Source organism: Corynebacterium tapiri, assembly GCF_006334925.1.
Lineage (GTDB): Bacteria > Actinomycetota > Actinomycetes > Mycobacteriales > Mycobacteriaceae > Corynebacterium > Corynebacterium tapiri.
In genome coordinates this window covers 1-13758 of sequence record NZ_VDHJ01000014.1, presented here as the reverse complement: position 1 = coordinate 13758, position 13758 = coordinate 1, and the positions used below count along the sequence as shown (strand labels likewise).

Annotated in this window: 7 protein-coding genes; all 7 read left to right on the top strand. The window is 64.3% G+C overall.

Annotation, left to right across the window (positions count from 1 at the left end; all coding sequences use genetic code 11):
- The first annotated feature begins 114 nt into the window (after positions 1–114).
- The 7 genes from FHE74_RS09485 to FHE74_RS09455 all read left to right on the top strand — a co-directional run bounded on the left by FHE74_RS09485 (position 115) and on the right by FHE74_RS09455 (position 13383).
- Positions 115–1140, top strand: a complete 1026-nt coding sequence (locus tag FHE74_RS09485) for an alpha/beta hydrolase (protein ID WP_139466275.1) — start codon at positions 115–117, stop codon at positions 1138–1140.
- 392 nt (positions 1141–1532) lie between these two features.
- On the top strand, positions 1533–3479 hold the full coding sequence (locus tag FHE74_RS09480; protein WP_139466274.1) for an alpha/beta hydrolase-fold protein: 1947 nt from the start codon (positions 1533–1535) through the stop codon (positions 3477–3479).
- Positions 3480–3980, top strand: coding sequence for a hypothetical protein (locus tag FHE74_RS09475; protein WP_180339736.1), 501 nt, complete (start codon positions 3480–3482; stop codon positions 3978–3980).
- Between the two features lie 104 nt (positions 3981–4084).
- A complete protein-coding gene (locus tag FHE74_RS09470) occupies positions 4085–5017 on the top strand; it encodes a cutinase family protein (protein ID WP_139466273.1) in 933 nt (310 codons plus the stop codon).
- A gap of 115 nt (positions 5018–5132) precedes the next feature.
- Positions 5133–6977 (top strand): FadD32-like long-chain-fatty-acid--AMP ligase, encoded by a 1845-nt coding sequence (locus FHE74_RS09465; protein WP_139466272.1) that lies wholly within the window; start codon positions 5133–5135, stop codon positions 6975–6977.
- Between the two features lie 63 nt (positions 6978–7040).
- The gene (gene pks13 / locus FHE74_RS09460) at positions 7041–11822 is read left to right on the top strand and encodes a polyketide synthase Pks13 (protein ID WP_139466271.1); all 4782 of its coding nucleotides are present in this window, start codon (positions 7041–7043) and stop codon (positions 11820–11822) included.
- A 7-nt stretch (positions 11823–11829) separates the two neighbouring features.
- Positions 11830–13383 carry an acyl-CoA carboxylase subunit beta gene (locus tag FHE74_RS09455; RefSeq protein ID WP_246049272.1) on the top strand — a complete coding sequence of 518 codons (1554 nt, stop codon included), beginning with the start codon at positions 11830–11832 and terminating at the stop codon, positions 13381–13383.
- Positions 13384–13758: the final 375 nt, after the last annotated feature.

The window sequence follows — 13758 nt, the reverse complement described above, 5'->3', positions numbered from 1 at the left end:
CTAGACTGCGGCCTAGAAAAGTCACGCCTAGGTAACGATCGCTGTTAACGCCGTGGCTTCCAGCCCCGATACACGGCATGTATCAAGAGCCCACCCCTCACTCCAAGGAGCCGCATGACTTCACTGCCGAAGTTGGCTAACGCCCCGCGTGTAGCCCTCGCCTTCCTGGCTTCCCTGCTCATGGTCGCTGGCCTGATGGTCGCCACGCCGAGCGCCGCGCACGCTGCCAACCGCGACTGGCTGCGCCCTGACGCCACAGGTACCTGTGATTGGGACCCAGCTAACTTCTGGGTTCAGCGTTGCGACGTGTGGTCTGAGGCCACCGGGCACAACATCACTGTCCAGATTCAGCCCGCCGCACGCGACGGCAACGCTGGCCTTTACCTCCTCGATGGCCTGCGTGCCACCAACGAGGGCAACGCCTGGATCCGCGACGTCAATGCTGCGAGTGTGTTCGCTGATTCCAACATCACGCTGGTGATGCCGGTGGGCGGCGCCGCTTCTTTCTATGCTGACTGGGATGGCCCGGCAACCTACAACCTGCACGACCCGGTCACTTACCAGTGGGAGACCTTCCTGACTCAGGAGCTCCCGGTTTACCTGGAGCAGAACTTCGGGGTGGCACGAAACAACAACGCCATTGCTGGTCTGTCCATGGGTGGCACGGCCGCTCTGAACCTGGCTGCCCAGCACCCGGGTCAGTTCCGCCAGTCGCTGTCTTACTCCGGTTACCTGACCACCACCCTGCCGGGTGCGCAGACCATTCTGCGCGTCGCGCTCCTGGATGCCGGTGGGTTCAACATCAATGCCATGTATGGCTCCATGCTTAGCCCGCGTCGTTTCGAGAACGACCCGTTCCTGAACATGGGTGGCCTGGGTGGCAACCCGGTTTACATCTCCGCTGCGTCCGGTCTGCCGGCACCGGAGGACGCCGGCGTCGCAGTGAACGATCAGTTCATCGGTTCTGCGCTGGAGATCCTGTCCAACCTGTCCACTCGCGCGTGGGAGGCAAAGGCCCGCGCTCAGGGCATCAACGTGAGCACCGACTACCCGATGGCCGGTATCCACAACTGGAACCAGTGGAACCACCAGCTGGTCAAGACCAAGCCGCTGATCCTGGACACCATGGGCGCCTGGTAAAACCCGGCTCTCTTGGGAGGTCTGAGCGCCGCACCGAACACGTCACAGTGTTTCCAGGTTGCGGCGCTTTTTGTATCCTGGGCGATGTCACGCTGGACGAACTTTCGGCGAGTCGCGTCCCAGAAAACTATCAAGCTCTACTTAAACTTGATCCAACCAGGCGGAGCGGCGCGCACTGTCACTCTGGCTGATCATTTTTGAATACCAGAACAGTGGGCCCTCGGAGAGGAATGCCGGCAGCGGGGAACTGCCGGCACACCGATCCGCAACCCTAGGCACCCCAACCTCGACGCTGCTGTGTGCAGGGGGCGGGGCTGGCCGCTAACGACTAGAAAACCGTAGAAACCACCGACGCAACGTTGGACACTCACCACGAAGGATTGCTGAACACCATGCGCGAGAACACTCGTTCCCCGCGGTTTATGAGCCGCCGTTTCCGCCTCGGCCTGCTGGCCGTTCCCACCGCGATGGCGCTGGGTGCGTCGATTGTTCCGCAGGTGGCTACTGCACAGGGGCTAGGCGGTCTGAGTTCCGGATCGAGCCTGTCGGATGGCGTGGCTCCGAGCGATCCGCCGGTTCGCACCCCGCTGGAGACTACCCACCCGAAGGTTGAGGGCCTGCCGGCTGGCGTGAGCATCGACCGCGTGGAGTGGCTGTCCGATCGCCACATCGCGATCTTCATTAATTCCGCAGCTATGCCGGGCGAGCCCATCGAGGTGCAGATGTTGCTGGCCCGCGACTGGCGCTCCCAGCCCAACAAGAAGTTCCCTGAGGTGTGGGCTCTGGACGGACTGCGCGCGCGTGACGACGAAAATGGCTGGACCATTGAGACCAACATCGAGCAGCAGTTTGCTACCCGCAACGTTAACGTCATCCTGCCGGTAGGTGGAGAGTCCTCGTTCTACTCCGACTGGCAGCAGCCGGACAACGGTAAGCACTACAAGTGGGAGTCCTTCCTGACCAAGGAGCTCGTCCCGATCCTGGACAAGGAGTTCAAGTCCAACGGCAAGCGTGCCGTGGTTGGCCTGTCCATGGGCGGCACCTCGGCTATGAACCTGGCGGAGCGCAACCCGCACCTGTTCAACTTTGTGGGTTCGTTCTCCGGTTACCTGGACACCACCTCGACCGGCATGCCGGCCGCCATCGCTGCAGCTATGCGCGATGCCGGCAACTACGACGCCACCAAGATGTGGGGTCCCTTCGGCTCCCAGGACTGGATCGACCACGACCCGAAGCTGGGACTGGAAGGCCTGAAGAACATGGGCATCTACGTCTCTGCCGGATCCGGACGCGATGACTTTGGTGTGGCCGAGTCCGTGGCCAAGCAGCCCGCCAATGCCGCTGGTATTGGGCTGGAGGTCATCTCCCGCCTGACCACCCAGACGTTCGTCGACGAGGCGCGCGCAGCCGGCCTGAACCCGACTGTGAAGTTCCGTCCGTCTGGTGTTCACTCCTGGGAGTACTGGCAGTTCGAGTTGTCTGAGGCCTGGCCGATGATGGCTGACAGCCTGGGCCTGTCCAAGGAGGACCGCGGCCTAGAGTGCTCGACCATCGGCATGATCGCCGAGGCAACCCAGAGCGGAGTCATCGGCAACTGCATCACCAACGAGTACGACGTGGCTGACCAGCGCGGCAAGGCGCAGGACTTCACTGGCGGCACCGCTTACTGGTCCCCGGAGACCAACGCACACGCCCTGTTCGGCGACATCAACGCTCGCTATGCCGGAATTGGTGGCCCGTCGAGCTGGCTCGGCTTCCCCAAGAGCGGTGAGCAGAAGACTCCGGACGGCAACGGCCGTTACGTGCACTTCGAGCACGGCTCCATCTACTGGACCCCGGAGACGAAGGCGCACGCCATCCCGGGGCCCCTGTTCGAGGAGTGGGGCAAGCAAGGCTTCGAGAAGGGCTGGCTCGGCTACCCGACGGGCGAGGTTAAGGACGTCGCTAGGGGCCAGGTTCAGCAGTTCCAGGGCGGTCAGGTGATCAAGCGTCCGGACAACAAGACCGCATTCGTCAATGGCGCGATCGCCGACAAGTACGCCGAGATCGGCGGCGTCGAATCCGGCCTGGGCTTCCCGACGGCCAACGCCATTGAGATCCCCGGTGGTGTATTCCAGCAGTTCGACCACGGCAACATCTACTTCTCCGAGGCCACCGGTGCGCATGTGATCTACTACGGCGACCTCTTCGAGGCATGGGGCAAGAAGAAGTACGAGCAGGGCGAGTTCGGCTGGCCGACCTCGGACATGAAGGACATCCCGGCCGGTGGAAAGCGCATCGAGTTCCAGCACGGTGTGATCGAGCAGATTAACGGACAGGTTCGGGAGGAGAAGCGCTAGATGGCTGCCCGAGCTGTACGACGCATCACCGGAGCACTCGTGCTCACCGCCGCTCTCGGGCTTTCGGCCTGCGGGGGATCGACGGTAACGAGCGACGAGGTTGCCAGCGCGACGTCGTCAAGCGTTGCCCCTCTCGAGCGTTCCTCTGAGTCTGCGGCCTCGTCCACGGAGTCGGCGCCGAAGTCCGAGTCGAAGAAGTCGGGCGGGGTAGGCCGTGATCAGTCCGCACAGGAGGTCTCCGAGATCCCCGCGGCGGAACCCGAGCTGAGCCCGAAGGAGAAGGACTACCTGAAGGCGATCAAGGACTCCGGCGTCAAGGTTGACGGCGTGGAAAGCCAGCTCCTGGGTACCGCCGCCACGGTGTGCTCGAACGACCCGGTTGCCTCGGCGACCTCGGGCGCTGTGGCCGGTCAGCTCATTCAGCAGGGCCGCTCGGACAAGAGCCCGGAGGAGCTGACTCGGATCATCGAGGATTCGGCTCGAAAGGCTTATTGCGCATAGGGGAACTTCACAGGTTCTAGACAGCCCGGTGGTACTTCGCGTAGATGGCGGAGAGGATGCCACCGGGTATCGTCATATGCGCTTTCAATTATCAAGGAGAGTTCATGAAAAAGGCCCTGGTGGCAATCGTCGCCATCGTCGTGCTCGCGGTCATCGGCACCGGAGTAGCCCAGTGGATGCGGACATCCCAGGACAACCCCCTGCAGGGAGCCATGGATGGCCAGCGTGCGCCGGGGGAGCCTCCCGCGCCCGCCGAGCCTGATTGGTGCCCTGCGGTGGAGTTCATCTCCGCGCCGGGTACCTGGGAGTCGAGCGCGAACGATGACCCGTTCAATCCTCAGGCGAACCCGCTCTCCTTCATGCTCTCCATTAGCCAGCCGCTGCAGAACTCGTACGACATCAATGACGTCCGAGTGTGGACCCTCCCGTACACCGCGCAGTTCAAGAACATCAACGCCAACCACGAGTTGAGCTACGACGAATCGCGCGACGAGGGAACGGCCAAGGTGAACGCGGAGCTGAAGTTCATTCATGAGACGTGCCCGTCGACCGACTTTATTCTGGCAGGCTTCTCGCAGGGCGCGGTCCTGCTGGGTGATATTGCCAACGAGATCGGTAACGGTCACGGTGCGATCCCGGAGGACAAAGTGCGCGGAGTGGCTTTGATTGCCGACGGGCGCCGCCAAAACGGTGTGGGCATGAACCCCGGCGTCGACGTCGCCGGCATTGGTGCCGAGATCGCATTGCAGCCGGTCAACGCCCTGGTGCAGTTTGTGACCCCGGGCGCCACGATGCGTGGCCCGCGAGACGGCGGGTTCGGCTCGCTGAATGATCGCGTTCAAGAGATTTGCTCGCCCGGGGACGCGGTGTGTGACGCCCCACTGGACGCGGGCAACGGAATCGAGCGCGCGCAGGAGCTCATCGCGGCTAACGGCATTCATGCGCAGTACGCCAGCAACCAGAACGTCATTCCTGGCACAACAACCAACCAGTGGGTTGTTGACTGGGCGCACAACTTGATCAATAACCACGGATAACCATGTGGTGCCTGGGGTGTAACGCTCACGAGGGTCCGAGTGACTAAGTTATTATCCCCTGGAAAATAATTTTTCCGACAAAAAGTGTTCGGACACCACGACGAAAGGTTGATAGATGGATCTCAATAGCGCACTGCGCCAATTCTTCACCGAGACCGGTGACATCCAGCTCCCGCCGCAGCTGACCCTGGCGGGCCTGTCCGAGCTGATGTATCAGGCCGACGTGGCTGCAGGCGGCGGCGAGCGCCCCTGCATGACGTTCTGGGATTACTCCGCCGACAGCGCGGGCGAGGCCCGGACCTTCAATCGCACCCAGGTCAATACCCGGATCAAGGCCGTGGCTGCTCGGCTGCAGCAAGTGGGATCCCGAGGTGGTCGCGTGGCCATCCTGGCGGGTAACAGCCCGGAGTACATCTTCTCCTTCCTGGGAGCCCTCTACGCAGGTATGGTCCCCGTCCCGCTCTACGACCCCAACGAGCCCGGACACGGCGAGCACCTGAAGGCAGTGCTCGGAGACTCCCAGGCGCAGATCGTGCTCACCAACCGCTCCTCGGCCGCTGCCGTGCGTCGTCACTTCGCCGAGAAGCCCGCCACCGAGCGCCCGCGCATCGTGTCCGTGGACGCACTGCCGGACACGCTGGCGGCAAGCTACGTCAACCCCGCCACCGATCCGCAGGTTCAGCAGGAGCTAGCGCAAAGCTCCACCATGCCGGTGGATACCACCGCGTTCCTGCAGTACACCTCCGGTTCCACCCGCACCCCGGCTGGTGTGCGCCTAACCAACCGGTCGATCGTGACCAACGTGCTGCAAATCTTTGTTGCCAACCAGCTGAAGACCCCGCTGCGCTTGGTCACCTGGCTGCCCCTGCATCATGACATGGGCATCATTCTGGCCTCGTTTGTCACCATCCTCGGCCTGCCCATGGAGATGATGACACCGCGCGACTTCATCCAACACCCCAGCCGCTGGACCAACCAGCTCGCTGCCCGCAAGGGCGGCGATGTGGACACTTACGGTGTGGTTCCCAACTTCGCCCTGGAGCTGGCTGTGCGCTACGGCGCCCCGACCGAGGACCAGGACTTCTCTAACGTCGCGGGCATCATCATCGGCTCCGAGCCCGTCTCGGAATCCGCGGTGAAGAACTTCTCGGAGGTCTTCGGAGCCGCCGGCTTGGACACCTCGGTGCTGCGCCCCTCCTACGGGTTGGCAGAGGCCTCGCTGATGGTGACCACCCCGCAGACCCCCAACCGTCCGCTGATCAAGCACTTCGACCGGGCAGAGCTGGAGGCGGGCCGGGCTACCGAGGTCGCTGCCGGCGCGGACAACGCCGTGCCGTACATCGCCAATGGCCAGGTCGTTCGCCCGCAGGCGCTGACCATCGTCGACCCGGAAACCAAGGCCGAGGTCGTCGACGGTGTGGTCGGTGAGATCTGGGCGCATGGTCAGAACATCGCGGCTGGATACCTGGATCGCCCGGAGGATACGGCGAAGACCTTCAACCAGACCCTGGGCGAGCGCCTGGCAGACGGAACCCGCGCTGCCGGCGCTCCGGATGAGGGCTGGCTGGCCACCGGCGATTTGGGCTCCATCATCGATGGCGAGCTCTACATCACTGGTCGTTTGAAGGACCTGATTGTGATCGCCGGCCGCAACCACTACCCGCAGGACATCGAGGCCACCGTCCAGGAGGCCAGCGAGCACGTACGCGCCGACTCCGTTGCCGCCTTCGCGGTGCCGGGGGAGGACGTGGAAAAGCTGGTCATCCTCCTGGAGCGCGCCGACAGCGCAGATCCGTCGGGCGACCAAGAGGCGATCGAGGACATTCGCGCCGCGGTCAACCGCGTACACGGCGTGAACACCCACGACATCCGAGTCCAGGCCCCGATGAGCATCGCCCGATCCTCGTCAGGCAAAATTGCGCGCCGGGTTAACCAGAAGGCGTATCTCTCCGAGAGCTAACGCCTGGCTGGCCTGGAGCGATAAATACTAACGATTCTCACTACTTCAAGGAGCTCTACCGTAATGACCGATCGGCACAACGCCGCGCCTGCCCCGCTCAGCGAGCCTGAGCTACGCGCCTGGATCACCAACTGGGTAGCGAAGACAACAGAGCAGCCGGTGGCCGAGGTCTCTGAGACCGCTCCTCTGGAGCGACTGGGACTTTCCTCGCGCGACGCGGTGGTCCTGTCCGGTGAGCTCGAGCAGCTGCTGGGGCGACGTGTTGATCCGACGGTGGCCTACGAACATCCGTCGATTAGCGCCCTCGCCCGCCATCTCCTCGCCGCACCAGTGGCCGCTCCACAGCAGGCGCCGCGCATGTCTTCTGCGCGTAGCGACGCCCCGGGGCAGCGCGACATCGCCATCGTCGGACGTTCCGGTCGCTTCCCCTCCGCGAGGACCGTGGATGAGTATTGGCAGCTCCTGCTCGAGGGCCGTAGCGTTACCGGTGAACTGCCGCTGGGGCGCTGGAGCGAGTACGCCGCGGACCCGACGATGAGTGAGAAGATCGCCACCCTCAACATGCAGGGCGGCTACTTGGAGGACATCTCCTCCTTTGACAACGAATTCTTTGGCCTCTCCCCGCTAGAGGCCGAGAACATGGATCCGCAGCAGCGCATCATGCTCGAAGAGACCTGGCATGCGCTGGAGGACGCGCACATCCCGGCCAGCTCCCTGCGAGGCCAGCCGGTGGGTGTGTTCATCGGTTCCTCGAATAACGACTACGGCATGCTGGTGACCTCCGATGCGAACGAGGCTCACCCGTACGCGCTGACCGGTACGTCCAGCGCCGTCATCCCCAACCGCATCTCCTATGCCTTCGACTTCCGCGGACCGTCCGTCAACGTGGATACCGCGTGCTCGTCCTCGCTGGTGGCCGTTCACCAGGCCGTACGTGCGCTGCGCGAGGGGGACTGCGACGTGGCAGTGGCCGGCGGCGTGAACATCATCGCGGCACCGTGGGTTTCCACGGCGTTTGCCGAGCTCGGCGTGATCAGCCCGTCCGGGGCCATCCACGCGTTCTCTGATGACGCGGACGGATTCGTGCGCGCCGATGCCGCCGGTGCGGTGGTGCTCAAGCGTGTCGACGACGCCCTGGCGGACGGGGACACCATCCTCGCCGTAATCAAGGGCTCGGCCGTGAACTCTGACGGACACTCCAACGGCCTGACTGCTCCGAACCCGGAGGCACAGGTGGACGTGCTGCGCCGGGCATATGCCGACGCCGGGGTCGATCCCACCGAGGTGGACTACGTGGAAGCCCATGGCACGGGCACCATCCTGGGTGATCCCATCGAGGCCAACGCCCTGGGAGCAGTCCTGGGAACCGGGCGTGAGGCCGCCTCGCCGACGCTGCTGGGCTCGGCCAAGTCCGCCATTGGCCATTCGGAATCGGCTGCGGGTGCTGCCGCGCTGATCAAGGTGGTCGAGGCGATCAACCACGACACGCTTCCGCCCAGCCCCAACTACTCCGGGCCAAACCGTTACATCGACTTCGATGCGGCCCGCCTCGAGGTCATTGAGGATCCCCGCGAGTGGCCGGAGTACTCCGGTCGCAAGGTCGCTGGCGTCTCCGGTTTCGGCTTCGGTGGAACGAACGCACACGTGGTGGTCTCCAGCTTCGACCCTGCCGATTACGACGACTACGGGCGCGTTGCCGCCGCGCTGGACGACGACTCCGGTGTGATCCTGCCTGTCTCGGGCATGCTGCCTTCCCGGCGTAAGAAGGCGGCCGCTGACCTGGCCGAATTCACGGCGACGCTGCAGGATAAGGACCTTCCCGCGTTGGCCCGTTCGCTGGCTCGGCGCAATCACGGGCGCTCCCGCGCGGTCGTCCAGGCCACCACGATGGAGGAGGCGACCAAGCGCCTGCTCAAGGTCGCCGAGGGCGTTGTCTCCGTAGGCATCGATTCCGCCGATTCCCCGAGTGAGCTCGGCCCCGTCTTCGTCTACTCCGGCTTCGGCTCGCAGCACCGCAAGATGGCCAAGGCACTCATGGAGATGTCGCCATTCTTCGGGTTGCGCATGACGGAACTGGACGAGTACGTCCAGTTCGAGGGTGGCTGGTCGGTCCTGGACATCGTGCGTGACGACGAACAGACCTACAACACCGAGACCGCCCAGGTTGCCATCACGGCCATCCAGATCGCACTGACCGATCTGCTGGAGTCCCTGGGCGCCACCCCCGCAGGTGTGGTTGGCATGTCCATGGGTGAGATCGCGGCTGCCTACGCCGCCGGTGGCATCAGTGACCGTGACGCTATGACGATCGCCTGCCACCGCGCCCGACTCATGGGCGAGGGTGAGGAGATGATCGCGGGCACTCCGGATGAAGGCGCGATGGCTGTCGTCGAGCTGACCCGCGAGGCGCTGGCCGAGTTCAACGCCGCGCACCCGGAGCTTAAGGACGTCGAGCCTGCCGTGTACGCCGGACCTGGCATGACCACGGTCGGCGGGCCGGTGGGCAGCGTGGACGCGCTGGTCGCCGAGCTGGAATCCCAGGACAAGTTTGCCCGCAAGCTGGCCGTGCGCGGCTCGGGCCACACCAGTGCGCTCGATCCCATCCTGGGTGACCTGGCCGCTGAGATGGCCGGCATCACCGCCATGCCGCTGCGTATTCCGCTGTTTAGCTCTGTGGACCGCAACGAGGTCTACCCGGCCGGCTCGCTTGTGCACAACGACGAATACTTCCTGCGCATGACCCGCCAGCCGGTCTGGTTCGAGGATGCGATCTCCCAGGTCCTGGCCGCCGGCCACAGCACGTTGGTGGAGATCGCCCCGAACCCGGTGGGCATCATGGGCATGATGAACACCGCGTTTGCCGCGGGCAAGCCCAACACTCAGCTGCTCTACGCTCTCAAGCGCAAGGTGGACGAGGCAGCGAGCCTGCGCGACCTGCTGGCCAAGCTGTATGTGGCTGGCCAGCCCATCGACTTCGCCGCGCTGTACGGAGATGGCGCCAAGGTGGCTGCTCCTCGCACGTCGTTCAAGCAGGTGCGTCATTGGACCAACGCCCGCCCTGCTGCCAGCGGTGGCGGCACGCTTCCGGGTGTGCGCACTACGCTGCCCGGTGGCCGCATTGCGTTCAGTGCCCAGGCTGACCAGGCGCCGAGTGCCATCGCCATCATGGAGACCGCAGTCGAGGCAGTCGAGGCAGGTGCACAGCTAGTGGCCACCCGCGATCACGCCACACTCGCCCCCACCGGCGAGGTGACCACGATCGTGGAGCGCGGCCTGGCCGGGCTGAACGTGTCCGTGTACCGCGTCGACGGCGATTCCACCGAGCTGGTAGCCGAAGGTTTCGCCACCGCCCTGGAACTGGGAACCCCGCAGCCCCCGGCGGGTTCGGTGGAGCCACCGGCCGAGATCATCACTGAGGAAGCAGTCGAGGAGGTCGACGCCATTCGCTGGGATCCCAACTCCGGCGAAAGCGTGGAGGACCGTCTGCGCTCCATCGTCTCCGAGTCGATGGGCTATGACGTGGACGACCTGCCCGGAGAGCTCCCGCTGATCGACTTGGGCCTGGACTCCCTGATGGGTATGCGCATCAAGAACCGCGTGGAAAACGACTTCCAGATCCCGCCGTTGCAGGTGCAGGCGCTTCGCGACGCCTCCGTTGCCGACGTGGTGCGCATGGTCGAGCAGGCTGTCGCCCAGCGCTCTGGAGACGACACCGCGGCTGCGGTCGAGGTGGAAGAAAAGAGCGTCGAGAAGCAGCAAACTCCAGGCCAGGGCGTGGGCGTTGCCCCGCGTGATGCCTCCGAGCGCATGGTCTTTGGCACCTGGGCGAAGGTGCTGGGATCTGCGGCGGCGGGTGTGACCAGCGAGCTGCCGGAGATCAATCAGGAACAGGCCGAGGCAATCGCGCAGCGCCTCCAGGAGCGCTCGGGCGTGGAGGTCACCGCCGCGCAGGTTCGCGAGGCACAGACCCTGGAGCCGCTGGCTGACCTGGTGCGCGAGGGCCTGGAGACCCCCGTCGACGGCAACGTGCGCATCCTGCGCGAGCGCCCGGAGGGATCGACGCAGCCGGCCGTGTTCGTCTTCCACCCCGCTGGCGGTACCAACGTGGTGTACCAGCCGCTGACTCGTCGTCTGCCAGAGAGCGTGCCGGTCTACGGCATGGAGCGCGTCGAGGGCCCGCTGGAGGAGCGCGTTGCGGGCTACCTGGAGGACATCCGCACCTACGCCAAGGGCTTCCCCGTCGTACTGGCCGGCTGGTCCTTCGGCGGCGCGCTGGCCTACGAGGTGGCTAAGCAGCTGAAGGACACGGACGTGAAGGTGGAGTTCATCGCTCTGCTGGACACCACCCAGCCTTCCGAGCCCGTGCCGGACACCCTGGAGGAGACCAAGAAACGCTGGGAGCGCTACGCCAACTTCGCGCAGCGCACCTACGGCCTGGACTTCCCGGTGCCCTACGAGTTGCTGGAGACTGCCGGTGAAGAGGCGGTGCTGGCGATGCTTGAGCAGTTCCTGGCCACCACCGACGCGTCCGAGCACGGCCTGAGTGCTGGCATCCTTGAGCACCAGCGAGCCAGCTTTGTGGACAACCAGATCCTGGCCAAGGTGGACTTCGCCCGCTGGGCTGATGTTGACGTCCCCGTTGTGTTGTTCCGCTCGGAGCGCATGCACGACGGAGCCATCGAGCTCGAGCCGGCCTACGCTCACATTGACCCAGACGGTGGGTGGGGCGCTATCGTGAATGACCTGGAAATTGTTCAGCTGCCTGGCGATCACCTCGCCGTGCCTGATGAGCCTGCCATTGGCATCGTGGCAAAGCACATCGTGCAGCGCATCGAAGGGAAGTAGGTCATCCGTGACTACGACGTCAACGGCCGACAAACTAGCCGATCTGCGTTCGCGCCTGGAAAAGGCCCAGGACCCCGGCTCTGAGCGTGCCCGCGCCAAGCGTGATGAGGCTGGCCGCAGCACGCCGCGTCAGCGCATCGCCGCGCTTGTCGACGAAGACTCGTTCACCGAGGTCGGAGCGCTCGGCAAGACCCCGGGCGAAAAGGACGCTGTCTACTCCGATGGCGTGGTCACCGGATACGCCCGCATCGACGGGCGCCCGGTGTGCATCTACGCCCACGACAAGACCGTCTACGGCGGTTCGGTGGGTGTGACCTTTGGCAAGAAGGTCGTGGAGATCATGGAGATGGCTATCCGCATCGGCTGTCCCGTTATCGGAATCCAGGACTCCGGCGGTGCCCGCATCCAGGATGCCGTGACCTCGTTGGCCATGTACTCGGAGATTTCTCGCCGCCAGATGCCGCTGTCTGGCCGCAGCCCGCAGATCTCCATCATGATGGGCAAGTCCGCCGGCGGCGCCGTCTACGCCCCGGTGACCACGGACTTTCTTATCGCCGTGGACAAGGAAGCCGAGATGTACGTCACCGGCCCTGCGGTCATCCGCGAGGTCACGGGTGAGGACGTCTCCTCTGCCGAGCTCGGTGGTGCCCGCCAGCAGGAACTCAACGGCAACGTGCAGGCCGTGGTGGATTCGGAGGAGGACGCCTTCGACTTCGTGCGCGACCTGCTGAGCTACCTCCCGCTGAGCTGCTACGACGACCCGACCGTGATGGACGCCCCCGACGACACCGAGGTCGCTCAGGACCTCGAGCTGGACTCGTTCATGCCGGACGACACCAACGCAGGTTACGACATGCTCGACCTGCTGCCGCTGCTAGGCGACGACGAGGATCTGTTGGAGCTGCAGCCCAACTTCGCCCCGAACATTGTCACCGCCTTCGGGCGTATCGACGGTCGCGCAGTCGGGTTCGTCGCCAACAACCCGCTGCACTTGGCAGGCTGCATCGATGCCGACGCAGCTGATAAGGCCGCGCGATTTATTCGCATCTGCGACGCCTACAACATCCCGCTCGTCTACGTCGTGGATACGCCCGGTTACATGCCGGGTGTGGAGCAGGAGAAGGTCGGCCTGATCCACCGCGGCGCCAAGCTCGCCTACGCCGGCGTGGAGGCCACCGTTCCCAAGGTGACGCTGATCGTGCGTAAGGCTTATGGCGGTGCTTATGCCGTCATGGGCTCGAAGAACCTGGCCGGCGACCTCAACTTCGCCTGGCCTACGGCCCAGATCGCCGTGATGGGCGCGGCGGCCGCCGCCGTGATGATCCAGGGCAAGCAGCTCGCTGCCATCGAGGACCCGATGCAGCGCGAGTACATGAAGAAGATCTTCATGGACTTCTACGACGAGAACATGACCTCGCCGTACGTGGCTGCCGAGCGCGGTTACCTCGACGCCATGATCGAGCCCAGCCAATCGCGCCTCATGCTGCGCCATGCGCTGCGCCAGCTACGCACCAAGCAGGCCTACGACCTGGATAAAAAGCACAACATCATGCCGATGTAACAGTCCAGCCGCCGCTTGACGATATCCCCTCTGGATCCCTGACCAGAAAACAGTGAAAGGCACTTTATCTGATGCTGAGCTCTGCCGTAGACCTCTCCCTCGAGCTGGCCAACTACATCTACATGCTTTTTAACTCCGTGAGCAGCCTCTTCACCAAGTAGGTAGACGCTCTCGAAGAAAGGCCGCCGCCCCGGGAACCATGTGGTTCTGTGGGGCGGCGGTCTTTGTGTGCGGTGCTGGGGAGGGTGGGCCTGGCGACGTCCTGGGGGGGCGATTGTGCAAATGTCTACGTGACGGTGGATGTCAACCTGTTTGGAGTCACTGCACCCCCACAAGATTGATACCCACCTGCTCAGCAGGCCCAGCAGCAACCGG